This is a genomic window from Pseudomonas sp. BIGb0278, assembly GCF_024809895.1.
In the GTDB taxonomy this organism is placed as follows: Bacteria; Pseudomonadota; Gammaproteobacteria; order Pseudomonadales; family Pseudomonadaceae; genus Aquipseudomonas; species Aquipseudomonas shirazensis.
In genome coordinates, this window is record NZ_JANUEL010000002.1 from 162,213 (window position 1) to 178,526 (window position 16,314).

Consider the following 16,314-nt stretch of genomic DNA (forward strand, 5'->3'; position numbering starts at 1 on the left):
AGACTGTGGATGACTGATTTTTCCGGCTTGCCGCTGGTTATCGAAGCGCAAGACCTGTTGCCACGCCTGGGCTCGCCCGCGCTGATCGTGGTCGACCTGACCAGCGCCAACCGCTATGGCAGTGGCCACGTGCCCGGTGCGCGCTTCGTCGACCCCAAGCGTACCCAGCTGGGCCAACCGCCGGCGCCTGGGCTACTGCCGGCGCGCGCCGACCTGGAAAAGCTGTTCGCCGAACTCGGCCATCGTGACGATGCCGTCTATGTGGTCTACGACGACGAAGGCGGTGGCTGGGCCGGGCGCTTCATCTGGCTGCTGGATGTCATCGGTCATGCGCAGTATCACTACCTCAACGGTGGTATCCAGGCCTGGCCGGCTGATCAGCTGTCGACCGAGACGCCCGCCAGCGCCACCGGCTCGGTCAGCCTGACCATAAACGACGAGCCGACCGCCACCCGCGAATACCTGCAGAGCCGCCTCGGCGCTGCCGACCTGGCCATCTGGGACGCTCGCGCGCCGGGTGAATACCGGGGCGAGAAAGTGCTCGCGGCCAAAGGCGGGCACATCCCCGGCGCCGTCAACTTCGAGTGGACCGCAGGCATGGACATGAATGACCACCTGCGCATCCGCAAGGACATGGCCGAGATCCTGCAAAATCTGGGTATCACTCCCGACAAGGAAGTGATCACCCATTGCCAGACCCATCACCGTTCAGGCTTTACCTATCTGGTGGCCAAGTCCCTCGGCTACCCCCGGGTCAAGGCGTACGCCGGCTCGTGGGGCGAATGGGGCAACCATCCGGACACGCCCGTAGAGGTTTAAGGAAATTCAATGAAATCGCGTTTGTTCATCATCAGTCAGTACCTGCTGCCGCACCATCTGCTGTCACGCCTGGCCGGTTGCGTTGCCGAGTGCCGCGCGCGCTGGTTCAAGAATGCCTTCACCGCCTGGTTCGCCAAGCGTTATCAGGTCGACATGTCCGAAGCGCTGGTCGAAGACCTCAGCGCCTATGAGCACTTCAACGCCTTCTTCACCCGCGCCCTGAAGCCAGGTGCGCGCCCGCTGGATGAAACTCCAGGAGCCATTCTGTGCCCGGCCGATGGCGCCGTCAGCCAACTCGGGCCGATCGAGCACGGCCGCATCTTCCAGGCCAAGGGCCATGGTTACAGCGCGCTGGAGCTGCTCGGCGGCGATCCGGCGCTGGCCGCACCGTTCATGGGCGGCGAGTTCGCCACCATCTACCTGTCGCCGAAGGACTACCACCGCGTGCACATGCCGCTGGCCGGCACCCTGCGCGAGATGGTCTACGTGCCAGGCCGGCTGTTCTCGGTCAACCAGACCACTGCCGAAAACGTACCGGAGCTGTTTGCCCGCAACGAGCGCGTGGTCTGCCTGTTCGATACCGAGCGCGGGCCGATGGCCGTGGTGCTGGTCGGGGCGATGATCGTGGCTTCGATCGAAACCGTCTGGGCCGGGCTGGTCACGCCGCCCAAGCGTGAGCTGAAGACCTTCCGCTACGACGAAGCCAGCCGCACACCGATCCACCTGGAAAAAGGCGCCGAACTGGGCCGTTTCAAGCTCGGCTCCACTGCCATCGTGCTGTTCGGCCCGGAGCAGGTGAAGTGGGCTGAAAGCCTCGGTGCCGGCTCTGCCGTGCGCATGGGTGAACTGCTGGCGGTACCGACCGCAGTCTGATCCGCCGCCTAAGAAAAGGCCCCGCATGGCGCAAACCATGCGGGGCCTTTTCGTTTGTCGGGGCCGCTCTTCGCCCCCTTACGGGCTCAGATCAGCCGCGAGCGTCGCGGTCGCGCAAGCCGAGCAGATACAGCACACCATCCAGACCAAGGGTCGAGATCGCCTGTTTGGCCGACTGGCGCACCAGTGGTTTGGCGCGGAAGGCCACGCCCAGCCCTGCCAGCGACAGCATGGGCAGATCGTTGGCGCCGTCGCCTACAGCAATGGTCTGTGCCAGTTGCAGGCCTTCCTTGCTGGCCAGCTCCTGCAACAGGTCAGCTTTACGCTGGGCATCGACAATTGGCTCGATGGCCACGCCTGTGACCTTGCCGTCGACCACTTCCAGTTCGTTGGCGAACACATAGTCGATACCCAGCCGCGCCTGTACCTGCTTGGCGAAGTAGGTAAAGCCACCGGACAGGATGGCGGTCTTGTAACCCAGGCGCTTGAGCTCGGCGAACAGGTTTTCGGCGCCTTCGGTCAAGCGCAGCGATGCGCCGATCTCGTCCAGTACCTTAACGTCCAGGCCTTTGAGCAACGCCATGCGCTCCTTGAAGCTGGCGCGAAAATCCAGCTCGCCGCGCATGGCCCGCTCGGTAATGGCGGAAACCTGCTCGCCGACGCCGGCGGCCTTCGCCAGCTCGTCGATGACTTCGGCTTCGATCAGCGTCGAATCCATGTCGAACACCGCCAGCCGGCGGTTGCGGCGGAACAGGTCATCCTTCTGGAAGGCGATATCCACGGCCAGCTCTTCAGACAACGTGAAGAACGCGGCACGCAGGGCCTGAGCATCACTCGGCTCGCCGCGCACAGAAATCTCCAGACACGCTTTGCCGTGCTCGCTGTCGGCGTTCAGCGCCACCCGCGCCGACAGGCGTTCGATGCGCTCGATGGTCAGGCCATACTGGCTGATGATCGCACTGACCCGCTGCAGCTGCTCGGGGGTGACCTTGCGGCTGAGCAAGGTGACAATCTGCCGGGCGTCGCCCTGGCCATCGGCCCAGTGCTGGTAGTCAGCCTCGGAAATCGGTGTGTAGCGTGCCTGCAGATTGAGCTCGTGGGCCTTGCTCTGCACGCTGTGCAGCAACTGCGTGGCGACTTCGTTATCCGGGATATCGACGAGGATGCCAAACGACAAAGTGCCGTGCATCACGGCCAGGCCGATGTCGAGAATGTTCACACCGCCCTGGAGCAGGACGCCGGTGATGGCGGCAGTGAGACCTGGGCGGTCTTCACCGGTGATGTTGATCAGAACGATTTCGCGCACAACCTGGCTCCGACTTCGATGAAAAATGCGCATTCTACCGACTTTCGGTGACTATCGGGCGCCACTTGCACTTTGCCGACAAATGCCGGGTCGCTATACTGCGCAGCACTTTCTCGTCATAAAGAGCCGCGCTCTGTGAACCGGCCCACGCCAGTTAAATCCGATAACTTCTTCCTGATGCTGTTCCATGCTCTGCGCCAACGCCGCGTACCCTTGGCATTGCGTATCGCCAGCACCAATATTTTCCTGGTGGCCATGGCGCTGGTGATCTATGCCTGCGTGATGGGCCTGCAGTTCAAGCAGGCCATGCATGAGCAGGCGGACGCCCTGGGGCAGAGCCTGACCATCCAGACGGCCACCTCGGCGACCGAGCTGCTGGTGTCCAACGACATCCTCAGCCTCAACGTGCTGCTGGGCAATCTGGTGAAGAACCCGCTGGTGGCCCACGCCGCCATCTACAGCGTCGACAACCGCATCCTCGCCGAGGCCGGTCAGCGCCCGAAAAACACCCTGCTGGGTGAAGCCGAAGGCCTGTACCAGACCAAGATCACCTTTCAGGACGTGACCGCCGGGCAACTGCGCATCAGCCTGGACATGAGCGAGTTCCAGCAACCGATGCTGATCAGCTTGCAGAGCATGGGTATTCTGGCGGGGATCCTGCTGGTCTTGGCCCTGACCCTGAGCCTGCGCCTGGGCCGCTACATCTCCACGCCGCTGCTGCAGCTGCGGGTCTGGCTACGTGATCCGCACCCGTACACCCCGGCCATCGATCGTCAGGACGAGATCGGCGACCTTGCCCGTCAGTTGCATGCCCGCCTCGCGCCACCGCCGCCGCCTGAGCCGGAAGAAGAGGAAGAGCACGACGACGAGCATGACTTCGCCGACCTTGATCACGCCCCGGCAACCACCAGTGTCGCTGCCCGCAGCCGGGCTATTGCCCAGCAGGATGAGGAAGACGATGAAGCCTTTGCCGGCCTGATCGACGTCGAGCAAAGCAGCGCCAAGCCGGTTGTGGCCGCGCCAGTCTCGACCGAACCGCAGTACAGCGCCGTACTGGCCGTACAGCTGGGTTCGCAGGAGCAACTGCGCCGCCTGCCGCGCACGCGCCTGACCGAGCTGCTCGAACGTTATCGCGACTGCCTCGAGCAGGCTGCTTCGCTGTATGAAGGTGAAACCTTCACCCTGACCGACGGCAGCACCTTGCTGCTGTTCCACAGCCGCGAGACGGGTGAAGACTACCTGACCAATGCCATCTGCTGCGGCGAGCTGCTGCGCGCCCTGGGCCATGCCCTGCAGATCGAAGTGGCCGATAGCGGCATCACCTTGCAGCTGCAACTGGGGCTGACCGTGGGTGATGACCTGCAAGGACTCGAGCAGGTCGATCTGCTGATGACCGAAAAAGCCCAGGATGCCCTGGCCCTGTCGCAGCACAGCCGCAACCTGCTGTTGGTCGAGCGCAAGATCACCGATGATGCGCTGGTCCGCCAACGCGCCCGCATCCGCCCGATTGCCAGCCCTGAGGGTGCATGCTGTGTCGAGCGGTTGATGGAGCCGTACCCATCGATGCTGGAGCGGCAACTGGCGCGCATGCACGAGCGCCGGGCCTGAGGATTGGTCCACCCTGTGGGAGCGGGTGAACCCGCTCCCACAACCCGCACAAACAAAAAGGCCGCCCCCACAGATTTCTGCAGGGGCGGCCTTTGCAAGCGCCTCAATTCAAACTCAGAACCTGAACACTTCCATATCGGTACGCACCGGCGAAGCAATCGGGATCTTCGACTTCTCTGGGGTCTTCTTGACCTGCACCGGCGCCGCCGGCTTCTTGCGGGTTTCTTCAGCCAGGGCCGGCTGATTGGCCAGCGGCTTGACCGCGTTGCTCAACTGCTCGGCCAGCTTCTGCAACAACTGCCCTTGCGCCTGCACCTGGGAAGACTCGCTGCCCTCATGCGGTTGCTCAAGGTGCACTATGCGGTTGTCACGCACGTTGCCGCGGCGATCCAGCAGGCGCCACTGTGCATCCAGAATGGCCGGCTGATCCTTGCCCGAATCCAGCCGAGTGATCGACAGCAGCACCTGCACGTCCGGCGCAAAACCACTGCTCGCCGGCGCCAGCACCACCCGTTGGCTGTCTAGGCGCCAGGCCAGCTGGCGCACCAGCAGTTGGTCAATATCCGAAGACAGGCTGCCCGCCCAACGACCGTCCGTCGCCGAAGTCAGGCTGCCGTCTGCCTGGCGCTGCAAAAAGGTCTCGCGCTGCAGGTAGTCAGCCACCGAAACCGGGCCCAGCACCACAGCCATACCGGCACTCTGCGAAGGCTGGCCAGGTTCACCACTGTCCAGCTGATACAGGGCTACCGGCTGGTGCACACTGCACCCGCCCAGGCCCAGCAGACCGGTCATCAACAGCGCAAATGGAAAGCGCGGAAATTTCATCATCCCATCCAGGTGGCAGCCATTCGGCATACCGCAGTGATACACATGTAGAGTCTTTGGGGCGCTCGGCCACGCCGGCGCCGCGAGCGCCTATCATCCGCGAAAAGGTCGTCCGACTCCAGTAGTTCCGCCGCGAACAACGCCGAAAGTGCCGGTTCAGACGACTCGCCTGGTTAGCTCGAAGCTTCCACCAGCAGCCCATCGACGCGCTGGAAGCCGCGGGGCAGCTTGCTGCCTCGCCGACCGCGTTCGCCCTTGTAGTGCTCCAGATCATCTGGTTTGAGCGACAGGGTACGCTTGCCAGCCTGCAATACAAGGGTCGAACCCTCGCTGATGACGGCCAGGTCGGTGACGTACTCCTCGCGACTGGCAACCCGGTCGCCAGGTACGCCAATGATCTTGTTGCCCTTGCCCTTGCCCAGCTGCGGCAGGTCGGCGACCTTGAACACCAGCAAGCGGCCTTCGGTGGTCACCGCTGCCAGCCAGTCCTGCTCGCGGTTGCTCACCGGCCGCGGCGGGATCACCTTGGCGCCGTTGGGCAGGCTGAGCAAACCCTTGCCGGCCTTGTTCTTGGCCTGCAGGTCTTCGCCCTTGACCACGAAGCCGTAACCCGCGTCGGAGGCCACCACATACAGGGCGTCGTCCTCGGGCAGCAGCACGCACTCGAAGGTCGCCCCCGGCGGCGGTGTCAGCCGCCCGGTCAGCGGCTCGCCCTGGCCACGGGCCGAGGGCAACGTGTGCGCGGCCACCGAATAACTGCGCCCGGTGGAGTCGATCAGCACGGCAAACTGGTTGGAGCGCCCCGCCGCAGCGGCCTTGAAGCCGTCACCGGCCTTGTAGGAAAGCCCAGTGGCATCGATGTCATGGCCCTTGGCGCAACGCACCCAGCCTTTTTCCGAAAGCACCACGGTAACCGGCTCGGTCGGCATCAGCTCGTTTTCCGAGAGTGCCTTGGCTTCGCTGCGCTCGACAATTGGCGAGCGACGGTCGTCGCCATACTTCTCGGCATCTTTGATCAGCTCGCTGCGCACCAGCTTTTTCAGCTTGGCGTCGCTACCCAGCAGGGCCTGCAGCTTGGCCTGCTCTTTAAGCAGTTCGTCCTGCTCACCGCGGATTTTCATTTCTTCCAGGCGAGCCAGCTGGCGCAGGCGCGTCTCGAGGATGTATTCAGCCTGGATTTCGGTCAGCTCGAAGCGGGCAATCAGCGCCTGCTTGGGGTGCTCTTCGGTACGGATGATGTGGATAACTTCATCCAGGTTGAGAAACGCCGTGAGCAAGCCGTCCAACAGGTGCAGGCGCCGCTCGACCTTGTCCAGGCGGTGCTGCAGGCGCCGGCGCACGGTGCCGACGCGGAACTGCAACCACTCCTGCAGCAACAGCCGCAGGTTTTTCAGTTGCGGCCGGCCATCGAGGCCGATGATATTAACGTTGACCCGGTAGCTGCTTTCCAGATCAGTGGTGGCGAACAGGTGCTGCATCAGCTCGTCGGCATCGACCCGATTGGAGCGCGGGATGATCACGATTCGGCATGGGTTCTCATGATCGGACTCGTCGCGCAGGTCAGCCACCATTGGCAGCTTCTTGGCCTGCATCTGCGCAGCGATCTGCTCGAGCACCTTGGCCCCGGAGACCTGGTGCGGCAAGGCGGTGACGACAATGTCGCCATCCTCGACGCGGTACACCGCACGCATGCGGATCGAGCCTTTGCCGCTCTCGTACATCTTCAAGATGTCGGCACGCGGCGTGATGATCTCGGCTTCGGTCGGATAGTCCGGGCCTTGAATGTGCTCGCAAAGCTGCTCGATGGTCGCTTTCGGCTCGTCGAGCAGGCGCACACAGGCGCTGGCGACTTCGCGCAGGTTGTGCGGCGGCACATCGGTGGCCATGCCCACAGCAATACCGGTGGTGCCGTTGAGGAGGATATTCGGCAGCCGCGCCGGCAGAACCGACGGCTCCTGCAGAGTGCCGTCGAAGTTGGGCACCCAGTCGACCGTGCCCTGGCCGACTTCGTCGAGCAGCACTTCGGAGTAGCGCGACAGGCGCGCCTCGGTATAACGCATGGCCGCGAACGACTTCGGATCGTCCGGCGCACCCCAGTTGCCCTGGCCGTCGACCAGGGTATAGCGGTAGCTGAACGGCTGCGCCATCAGCACCATGGCTTCATAGCAGGCCGAGTCGCCGTGCGGGTGGAACTTGCCGAGCACGTCGCCGACGGTACGCGCCGACTTCTTGTGCTTGGAATCGGCATCCAGACCCAACTCGCTCATGGCATAGACAATGCGCCGCTGCACAGGCTTGAGGCCGTCGCCGATATGCGGCAGGGCGCGGTCCATGATCACGTACATGGAGTAGTTGAGGTAGGCCTGTTCGGTGAAGTCAGCCAGGGAACGGCGCTCGACGCCGTCGAGACTGAGTTCCAGTGAGTCGCTCATGCGGGCCTCGTCATTTCAGGTTCTGGCGCAACAGCATGCTGCCGCCGCGCTGGGTAAATTCAAGTTGTTTGAGGGCGCTCATGCCGAGCAGCACGGTTGTGCCGTCAAGGCCGGGCACCACCAGGGCGCGTACGCCCTGCAGGCGGATATCACCTAGTTGCAGGCTGTCCAGACGGGTCCGGTAGCCTTCAGTGCGGCCATTGGCGGTACTCACCAGCACAGGCGCACCGCGTTGCAGCTCAAGGCCTTTGGCCAGCGACTCGGGGATGGCGACATCGGTCGCGCCGGTGTCGAGCATGAAGTGCACGGTCTGGCCGTTGATTGCGCCGTCGGCGACAAAGTGGCCCTGACCATTGCTCAGTAAGCGAACTTCGATGAAACCATCACCATGGGCCGACTCGGGTTGCGCATTGGGGTTGCGCTGCTGATCCTCCCAGACGCCAAAAAAGCGCGTGGCAAGAAACATCGCCGCCGCCCAGGCGAGAATCATCAGCACCCTGCCCGCGCGCTTGCCGGCCGGCTGGCTCATGGTTTGCCACTCCAGCCGCCTTGTGGCGCAGCAAAGCGCCAGACGATCGGCCGTACTTCGCCATCGCCGCGGGCGCCGTTGTTGTTGTCCACGCCAATCCAGGCGCCCTCGTCATCGATGATCAAGGCTTCGGCGACGCCAAACAGCTGGTCATAGCGGCGCGCCTCGGTCAGCGCATCGGCGGCAAACGACCAGCAGCGCTCGACGGCGCCGCTGTCCACGGCGCGCCGGCATACCCGGTAGGCATTACGCTCCAGGGTAAACAGCTTGCCGGCATACAGCGCCAGGTCGGCAAAATCGCGCGACACCGGCCGCGGCTTGTCCACTTGCGGCGGCTGCATCTCGACCCCAGCCTCGCTGAACAGCACACAGCTGCGCACGCAGGTCCACAGCGACTGCTGGCGTTGCAACGCAACCAGGCCGCGCCGTTCCCGTTCGGCGGCCAGCCATAGGCGATCGCCCGCCGGGTTGATCACCACCCCCTCGAACAAGCCATTGAAGCGCAGCAGCATGCCGCTGGCACGTGCCCGGCCAACCATCAACGGGTCGATCTTCAACCAGTTCGGCTCACCTTGCAGCGGCAGCTGCAGCACCGCCGCATGGGATTCGCTGACCAAGTAGAAGTTACCCGCCTGATCGCAGCTGATACCTTCAAAGTCCAATTCACCACCGCGCACTGCGGCGACCGCCCAACTGCGCACCTTCAAGCCTAATGGCAAGCCACTGTCAGGCGCCGGCGGCGCGCTGAAGGGCATCGCTTCGGCCTGCCAGGCGCCATCGCGCTGCTCGAAGCGGTAGATCCGGTCGTCATCGCGGTCGGATACACCCCAGAGCGCGCCACGGCACATCGCCAGGCCCGAGAGGTTGCCGCTGGGCATGCCGTCAATGGCGTGCTCGCTGCTCAGCTTCAGCTCCGGCCAGTCGCTCGCCAGACTCGGCAAAGCGACCAGGGCCAGCACTGCGGCAAGCAACCGAACAATCAAACCATGACCTCAGCCAGGTTGCCTTTGGTTTCCAGCCAGCTCTTGCGATCACCGGCGCGCTTCTTCGCCAGCAGCTTGTCCATCAGCTCGCAGGTGGCCTCGACGTCATCCAGAGTCAACTGCACCAGGCGCCGGGTGTTCGGGTCCATGGTGGTTTCGCGCAACTGCGGCGGATTCATCTCACCCAGGCCCTTGAAGCGGGTGACCTGCGGCTTGCCACGTTTTTTCTCGGCGACCAAACGGTCAAGAATGCCGTCACGCTCCGCTTCGTCGAGGGCGTAGTAGATCTCCTTGCCCAGGTCGATGCGGTACAGCGGCGGCATGGCGACGTAGACGTTGCCCGCCTCGACCAACGGCCGGAAGTGCTGCACGAACAATGCGCAGAGCAAGGTGGCGATGTGCAGGCCGTCGGAGTCGGCGTCGGCGAGGATGCAGATCTTGCCGTAGCGCAGCTGCGACAGGTCGGTGGCACCTGGATCGACACCGATGGCCACGGCGATGTTGTGCACTTCCTGGCTGGCCAGCACTTCGCCGCCGTCGACTTCCCAGGTATTGAGGATCTTCCCGCGCAGCGGCAGGATGGCCTGGAATTCCTTGTCTCGCGCCTGCTTCGCCGAACCGCCGGCGGAGTCACCCTCGACCAGGAACAGCTCGGAGCGCATCGGGTCCTGGCCAGCGCAGTCGGCCAGCTTGCCGGGCAGTGCCGGGCCCTGGGTAATGCGCTTGCGCTCGACCTTCTTGCTCGCCTTGAGGCGGCGACCCGCGTTGCTGATGGCAAGCTCCGCCAGCTGCATACCCAGTTCAGGGTGCGCGTTGAGCCACAGGCTGAAGGCATCCTTGACCACGCCGGAGACGAACGCCGCCGCCTCGCGCGAGGACAGGCGCTCTTTGGTCTGGCCAGAGAACTGCGGCTCCTGCATCTTCATCGACAGGACGAAGCTGATCCGCTCCCAGATGTCTTCCGGGGCCAGCTTGACCCCACGCGGCAGCAGGTTGCGGAACTCGCAGAACTCGCGCATGGCATCAAGCAGGCCCTGGCGCAGGCCGTTGACGTGGGTCCCCCCTTGCGCCGTCGGGATCAGGTTGACGTAGCTTTCCTGCACGCTGTCGCCGCCCTCGGGCAACCACAGCAGGGCCCAGTCGACCGCTTCCTTGTTACCGGCCAGGCTGCCGCAGAACGGCTCGTCGGGCAGCCGCAGGAAGTCGCTGACCGAATCGACCAGGTACGAGCGCAGGCCGTCTTCGTAGTGCCACTCGACTTTCTCGCCGCTGGCCTTGTCTTCGAAGCTGATCGACAAGCCCGGGCACAGCACGGCCTTGGCCTTGAGCACATGCTTGAGGCGGCTGATGGAAAACTTCGGCGAGTCGAAGTACTTCGGATCTGGGCTGAAATACACGCTGGTACCGGTGTTGCGCTTGCCGACCGTACCGATCACTTCCAGCTCGGTGGCCTTGTAGCCGTCGGCGAAGGTCATCTGGTATTCGTTGCCGTCACGCTTGACCCGCACCCGAACCTGGGTCGACAAGGCGTTGACCACCGAGATACCAACGCCGTGCAGACCACCGGAGAACTGGTAGTTCTTGTTCGAGAACTTGCCGCCGGCGTGCAGTTTGGTGAGGATCAGTTCGACACCCGAGACGCCCTCTTCTGGGTGGATGTCGACCGGCATGCCCCGGCCATCGTCGCTGACTTCCAGCGAGTGGTCGGCATGCAGGATGACCTGCACCGAGCGGGCGTGGCCGGCCAGGGCTTCGTCGACACTGTTGTCGATGACTTCCTGGGCCAGGTGGTTGGGCCGGCTGGTGTCGGTGTACATACCGGGCCGTTTACGCACCGGATCGAGGCCGGAGAGGACTTCGATGGCGTCGGCGTTATAGGCGCTAGCGCTGGGGTTGGCCATGGGTTCTCGTCGTCAGTCTGGTGAATGCGAAAAATCAAAATACAGAAAAATCGAGCGCCGCATATTGCTCGCGGGCAATGCCGGCAAAAGCCAGCAACGCCGGCAGGCGCTTGGTGAAGCCCTGGAAACTGTGGTCGCCACCGGCTTCGATACGCAGCGCGCAGGCCTGGTAGTAGGCAGCGGCGTGGCGGTAGTCGAGGGTTTCATCGGCGGTCTGCAACCACACCTGGTAGCGCGCGGCGTCGGTTGGCGGCGCCACTTCGAGCTCGGCCAGGGCCTGCACGTGGTCCAGGGTCAGCTCCCAGGGCTCATCGGTATACAGGTTGCGCTGGGTGCCCAGGTAGCCGTCGAACAAGCGGTGCGGCGCTACCGCCGGGTTGATCAGCAGGGCCTTGAGGCCATGCCGCTCGGCCAGATGGGTCGCATAGTAGCCGCCCAGCGAACTGCCTACCAGCAAGGGCGCGCCCAGCTCGGCAATGGCGGCTTCGAGCTGGCCAATCGCCTCACGCGGATGATGGTGCAGCGCGGGGATGCGCAACTGGCCAGCCAGGCCCAGTTGCTGCATCACAGCCTCAAGCTGGCGCGCCTTGGTCGACAGCGGCGAGCTGTTGAAGCCGTGGATATAAAGGATGGAACCCGACATGCTGCCCCCAGTGTCTGCTGCGGCGCGCCCGCCAGTTGGGGCGCAGGGACGCGCAGTGTAGCGTGTTCGCCGAGCATTGGCGCTGCTTCGGGATTTTCGTAATACATTGTTCAAGGTGGCTGGGGGCTGCGCGCTCAATAACCGGCGCTGTTGAAATCCAGCTGCAGCACATAATCCAGCGCCCGCTCTACGCCTGTTTCCAGCTGACCGTCTGCATGCAGGCGCAACCAACGGTATCCCGGCAACTCTTCACTGACCTTGAAGTCGACGCTACCCGGTGCGAACTGGATGCAGGTCGACGGTGTGGCCATGTAGCGCACGCCGTCACGCGTCTGCTCGAAGGCCTGGTGCACATGCCCCCAGAGCACCGCGCGCACCTGCGGGTGAGCCTGCACCCGTTGCAGCAACTCATCGCTGTTGCGCAGGCCGATCGGCGCCATCCAGGCGCAGCCGATGTCCACCGGCTGGTGGTGACAGCAGATCAGGCAATGGCGCTGGGGGACACTGTTCAGGGCTTGATCGAGGACGGCAAGCTGCGCCGGCGCGAGCAGGCCATGGGTCGCGCCCACCACTGCCGAGTCGAGCATGATGATGCGCCAGTTGCCCACATCGGTTACCGACTGCAACAAATCCGTACCTTGCGCCACCTCGGCCATCACTCGCGCCTGATCATGGTTGCCCGGTAGCCAGCGGGCTGGCGCGCGCAGCGTCGCCGTCATCTCGGCAAAGGCGCGATAGGCCGTCGCGCTGGCATCCTGCGACAGGTCGCCGGTGCACAGCAGCAAGTCGATTGCAGGTTGTTCGCGATGCACCTGGTCGATCACATGCTGCAGGCTGCCGCGGGTATTCAGGCCCAGCAGGGTGCCCGCCGGATCAGCAAACAGATGGGCGTCGGTCAGTTGCACGACATTGATCGGTGCGTGGGGATGGTTGGGCTGCGGCAACGGCCGTCTCCTCGAGCGAGTTCTGCGCGATTATCGCCGCTGACAGCTTTCACGCAAGCCGGCGAAGCCGACTCGCATCACATTTTCAGCGTACTGCCGCCAGTTCATGGCCGCAGGCCAGGCAGTGGCTCAGCCATTCGCCGAGAAACAGGTTGAGCTGGGCCTTCTCGTCGGGCTGGTGCATGGCTTCGTTGGGGTACGGGTAGATGCTGCGAAAGCGCCGTGCATGCTCGGCGCTGACCACTTCGGCCATGCGCGCATCGTGGTACACCTGCACTTCCAACTGCGGTACCGGCAGCCAAGGCAGGCTATGCTCCTGACGCACGCGCAGGGTGGTGGTGTATGGGCACGTCAGCAGCACGTCCAGCACCAGCACGCCAAGCATCTGGTCGCCCTGGGTCATACCGATGCGCCGCGAGCTCTGGGTAGTACGCATGTCCGGCAGCAGGCGCATCAAGCGAGCGTAGTTGGCCTCGCAGGCACTTTGCAGCCCGACCAGATCGACCCGATAACGCTCGCGCAGCAGGTTCACTTCCACATCCCCCGTACTTCGTCGCGGTTCAGCGCCAGCCATTGCAGGCCGATGATGCTGGCCGCGTTGCAGATGCGCCCGTCACGTACCGCCTGCAGGGCGTCCTCGAACGACCAGGCACGCACGCGGATATCCTCGCCCTCTTCCTCCAGCCCATGCAAGCCGCCGGCACCTTCGCTGACGCAGCGGCCGAGAAACAGATGCACGAACTCGTCGCTGCCGCCCGGCGATGGGAAGTAGCGGGTCATCGGCCACAGGGCCGAGAAGGTCAGGCCGGCTTCTTCTTCGGCTTCGCGATGGGCAACCTCTTCAGGCTGCTCGTCCTTGTCGATCAGGCCCGCGACCATTTCAATCAGCCAGGGATTGGCCACCTTGCCCATGGCGCCAGCGCGGAACTGCTCGATCAGCACCACCTCGTCGCGCAGCGGATCGTACGGCAGCACGCACACTGCATCGTGGCGCACGAACAGCTCGCGGCTGATCTCACGGCTCATGCCGCCGGCGAACAGCTCATGGCGCAGGTGCAGCTTGTCGAGCTTGTAAAAGCCCTGGAAGCAGTTCTCGCGCTTGACGATCTCAACCGTCTTGGGCACCGAATTGGACGTGTCTGTCATGGAAATCCTCATTACCTCAACTACCGCATCGCGCCATCCTACTCTGCGTTTGACCGGGTTTCACCCCTTTCCGTTGACCGTTCAGGCTGCTGGAAGCGGGTGCGCCATGTCTGTTAGCTTAGTGGCGAACCGACGGCTTTGCCGACGGTCCAAGGCCGACTATCCAAGTTCTGCAAGGATCATCATGACGCTAGTCAAACTGACTTCCGTGGCTGTGCTGGCGGTGGCACTGAGCGCCTGCCAGAGCCTGTTCGCGCCCAATTACCGGGCCCCACTCGAGGTCAAGCGCGATGCCTGGGAGCACGTCAAGCCGGGCTGCAGTGCCAGCGACTGCCCGCTGGTGAACATCGACACCGTGCACTTCCCGGCGCTGCCCAAGCTCGACGCCATCGTCGAAAGCCGCCTGCTGCAACTGACCACCGACAACGCCCGCAGCAGCGCGCCGACCTCGCTCAAGGCCTACGAGGATCAGTACCTGGCCAGCGCCGACAAGCGCAACAGCAGCTACCTGCAAGCCAAGGTACGTGAACAGCATGACGGCTTGGTGATCATCGAGCTGTCCAGCTACCTCGACAGTGGTGGCGCCCACGGCATGCCCGGCCGCGCGTTCATCAACTACTCGCGCAAGCAGGACAAGGTCCTGACCCTGCAGGACATGCTGGTGCCAGGCCAGGAAGACACCTTCTGGAAAACCGTCGAAGAGTCGCACCGCGCCTGGATGATCAGCACCGGCATGGACAAGGACGCCGAATTCGTCAAGACCTGGCCGTTCAAGAAGTCCCCGCACATCGCCCTGACCTACGGTGCGGTCGTGGTGAAGTACGAGGTGTATGCCATCGCGCCCTACTCCATGGGCCACGTCGAGCTGAAGATCCCCTACCCGCGCCTGAATGGCGTGATCAAGCCTGAGCTGTTTCCCGGCCGCGGCTGACACTCAATAGCCCGTACAGCAGCCCTGCCAGCACCAACGCCGGCAGGGTTGCACCGACCTCCGGGGCCAGATTGGCAATGCCATGGTAGGCCGCGACGCCCACCGCCCAGGCCAGCAGCGCCTGCCAGTGCAAGCCGTCGACACGGGTCGGCAACTGGCGCTGGCGGATCACGAAGTGGTCCGTCAGCACCACGCCGAACAGCGGCGCGAACACCGAACCGATCAACAGCAGGAAGTTCTCGTACTGGGCCAGCGGCGCCAGGCAGGCGATCAGCGTGCACAGCAGGCCGATCGCCAGGGCCAGGTGTTCGACCTTGATCGGCAGCAGCAAGCCGGTGGAGACCGCGCCGGAATGGATATCGGCAAAAGCGTTCTCGGTCTCATCCAGCAGAATCAACAACAGCGGGATACCCAAGCCGGCGCCGGCCAGCGCCAGCAGCAGGGCATTGGCCTCACCGCTTGGCGCAAAGGCCAGGGTGTAGGCAACGCCAAGGCTCATCAGCCAGGCATTACCAAGCAGATAACCGAGCACGGTGCCACTGAACACGCGGCCCGCATGCTGGGCGAAGCGCGAATAGTCGGCAATCAACGGCAACCACGACAGCGGCATAGCGATGACGATGTCAAAACCGACTGCCAGCGACATCGAGCCATCGCCCGCACGCTGCCAGATAGCGCCCAGATCGGCCTTGGCAAACAGGTTCCAGGTCAGCCACAGGCAGGCGCCGATCAATAGCCAGATACCCCACCTGCGCAAGATCTTGCGCACGAAGGTCAGCGGGCCGCAGATTGCCAGCAGCGTTGCCAACGCGCCAAAGCACAGCGTCCACAGTAGCGGGTTGGTCCAGGCACTATCGGCTCCGAACGCCCGCGCGCCGAGCAGGCTGGCGGCGTCGCGCATGACGATGATTTCGAACGAGCCCCAGCCAATCAGCTGGAGCAAGTTGAGTACTGCCGGCAGGCGCACGCCGTGCCGGCCAAGGCTCAAGCGCAAGGTGCCCATGGCCGACAGGCCGGTGTCACTGCCGATCACCCCGGCGGCAGCCAGCAGCAGCACGCCAACCGCAGTGCCGAGCACGATTGCCAGCATCGCGCCGGCCAGGTCCAGGCCCGGCGCGAGCATGGCGCCGACCTGCAGCACCATCAAGCCAGTGCCAAGGGAGAACCACAGGACAAACAGGTCCCGCCCGCCAAACAGGCGCTGGCTGGCGGGGATCGGCTGATCGGGAGAGAAGTTGCTGGGGGTGGTCATAGTTGATGCTCGCCGGAGTTATTGTGGAGATGCGAGGGCTTCGCGCTCGTTCGCGGGTAAACCCGCTCCCACAAGGTTTTGCAGCGCCGCCTAAATCTGTGGGAGCGGGTTTACCCGCGAAG

At 63.9% G+C, this 16,314-nt stretch carries 15 protein-coding genes; 4 read left to right on the plus strand and 11 right to left on the minus strand.

Translation table 11 applies throughout. The features are described from left to right. Positions 1 to 9 precede the first annotated feature (9 nt). Positions 10 to 819, plus strand: coding sequence for a rhodanese-like domain-containing protein (locus M2396_RS09505; RefSeq protein WP_219855678.1), 810 nt, complete (start codon positions 10 to 12; stop codon positions 817 to 819). Positions 820 to 828: 9 nt separating this feature from the next. Continuing rightward, the gene (gene asd, locus M2396_RS09510; RefSeq protein ID WP_186700664.1) at positions 829 to 1,692 is read left to right on the plus strand and encodes an archaetidylserine decarboxylase; all 864 of its coding nucleotides are present in this window, start codon (positions 829 to 831) and stop codon (positions 1,690 to 1,692) included. 91 nt (positions 1,693 to 1,783) lie between these two features. On the opposite strand, the gene serB is transcribed toward asd, so the two are convergent. After that, positions 1,784 to 2,998, minus strand: coding sequence for a phosphoserine phosphatase SerB (gene serB / locus M2396_RS09515; RefSeq protein ID WP_101315883.1), 1,215 nt, complete (start codon positions 2,996 to 2,998; stop codon positions 1,784 to 1,786). Between the two features lie 135 nt (positions 2,999 to 3,133). Here serB and M2396_RS09520 point away from each other — a divergent pair, with 135 nt between their 5' ends. Further along, on the plus strand, positions 3,134 to 4,606 hold the full coding sequence (locus tag M2396_RS09520) for a histidine kinase (RefSeq protein ID WP_101315881.1): 1,473 nt from the start codon (positions 3,134 to 3,136) through the stop codon (positions 4,604 to 4,606). 114 nt (positions 4,607 to 4,720) lie between these two features. Here M2396_RS09520 and M2396_RS09525 read toward each other — a convergent pair whose 3' ends face one another. The 9 genes from M2396_RS09525 to M2396_RS09565 all read right to left on the minus strand — a co-directional run bounded on the left by M2396_RS09525 (position 4,721) and on the right by M2396_RS09565 (position 14,009). Then, complete coding sequence (locus M2396_RS09525; protein ID WP_101315879.1) at positions 4,721 to 5,431, minus strand: membrane integrity-associated transporter subunit PqiC; 711 nt, start codon at positions 5,429 to 5,431, stop codon at positions 4,721 to 4,723. Positions 5,432 to 5,604: 173 nt separating this feature from the next. Continuing rightward, positions 5,605 to 7,863 (minus strand): DNA topoisomerase IV subunit A, encoded by a 2,259-nt coding sequence (gene parC, locus M2396_RS09530; RefSeq protein ID WP_101315877.1) that lies wholly within the window; start codon positions 7,861 to 7,863, stop codon positions 5,605 to 5,607. A 10-nt stretch (positions 7,864 to 7,873) separates the two neighbouring features. Continuing rightward, positions 7,874 to 8,392: a TIGR02281 family clan AA aspartic protease gene (locus tag M2396_RS09535; protein WP_103435839.1), complete on the minus strand. Its 519-nt coding sequence runs from the start codon at positions 8,390 to 8,392 to the stop codon at positions 7,874 to 7,876. Then, positions 8,389 to 9,372 (minus strand): esterase-like activity of phytase family protein, encoded by a 984-nt coding sequence (locus M2396_RS09540; RefSeq protein WP_409035100.1) that lies wholly within the window; start codon positions 9,370 to 9,372, stop codon positions 8,389 to 8,391. The genes M2396_RS09535 and M2396_RS09540 overlap by 4 nt, the downstream gene beginning before the upstream one ends. Then, a complete protein-coding gene (parE, locus tag M2396_RS09545; protein WP_101315871.1) occupies positions 9,372 to 11,276 on the minus strand; it encodes a DNA topoisomerase IV subunit B in 1,905 nt (634 codons plus the stop codon). The genes M2396_RS09540 and parE overlap by 1 nt, the downstream gene beginning before the upstream one ends. Positions 11,277 to 11,310: 34 nt before the next feature. Then, positions 11,311 to 11,919: a YqiA/YcfP family alpha/beta fold hydrolase gene (locus M2396_RS09550; RefSeq protein ID WP_101315869.1), complete on the minus strand. Its 609-nt coding sequence runs from the start codon at positions 11,917 to 11,919 to the stop codon at positions 11,311 to 11,313. A 134-nt stretch (positions 11,920 to 12,053) separates the two neighbouring features. After that, positions 12,054 to 12,863: a 3',5'-cyclic-AMP phosphodiesterase gene (gene cpdA / locus M2396_RS09555; RefSeq protein ID WP_259074432.1), complete on the minus strand. Its 810-nt coding sequence runs from the start codon at positions 12,861 to 12,863 to the stop codon at positions 12,054 to 12,056. An 85-nt stretch (positions 12,864 to 12,948) separates the two neighbouring features. Then, a complete protein-coding gene (locus M2396_RS09560; protein WP_101315865.1) occupies positions 12,949 to 13,401 on the minus strand; it encodes a DUF1249 domain-containing protein in 453 nt (150 codons plus the stop codon). Beyond that, positions 13,392 to 14,009, minus strand: a complete 618-nt coding sequence (locus M2396_RS09565; protein ID WP_101315863.1) for an NUDIX domain-containing protein — start codon at positions 14,007 to 14,009, stop codon at positions 13,392 to 13,394. The genes M2396_RS09560 and M2396_RS09565 overlap by 10 nt, the downstream gene beginning before the upstream one ends. Before the next feature lie 184 nt (positions 14,010 to 14,193). Between M2396_RS09565 and M2396_RS09570 the strand changes: the two genes are divergently transcribed. Then, entirely contained in the window at positions 14,194 to 14,940 is a 747-nt protein-coding gene (locus M2396_RS09570) for an RsiV family protein (RefSeq protein ID WP_150571107.1), read from the plus strand. On the opposite strand, the gene cytX is transcribed toward M2396_RS09570, so the two are convergent. Beyond that, positions 14,909 to 16,192 carry a putative hydroxymethylpyrimidine transporter CytX gene (cytX, locus tag M2396_RS09575; protein WP_259074435.1) on the minus strand — a complete coding sequence of 428 codons (1,284 nt, stop codon included), beginning with the start codon at positions 16,190 to 16,192 and terminating at the stop codon, positions 14,909 to 14,911. The genes M2396_RS09570 and cytX overlap by 32 nt on opposite strands. Positions 16,193 to 16,314: the final 122 nt, after the last annotated feature.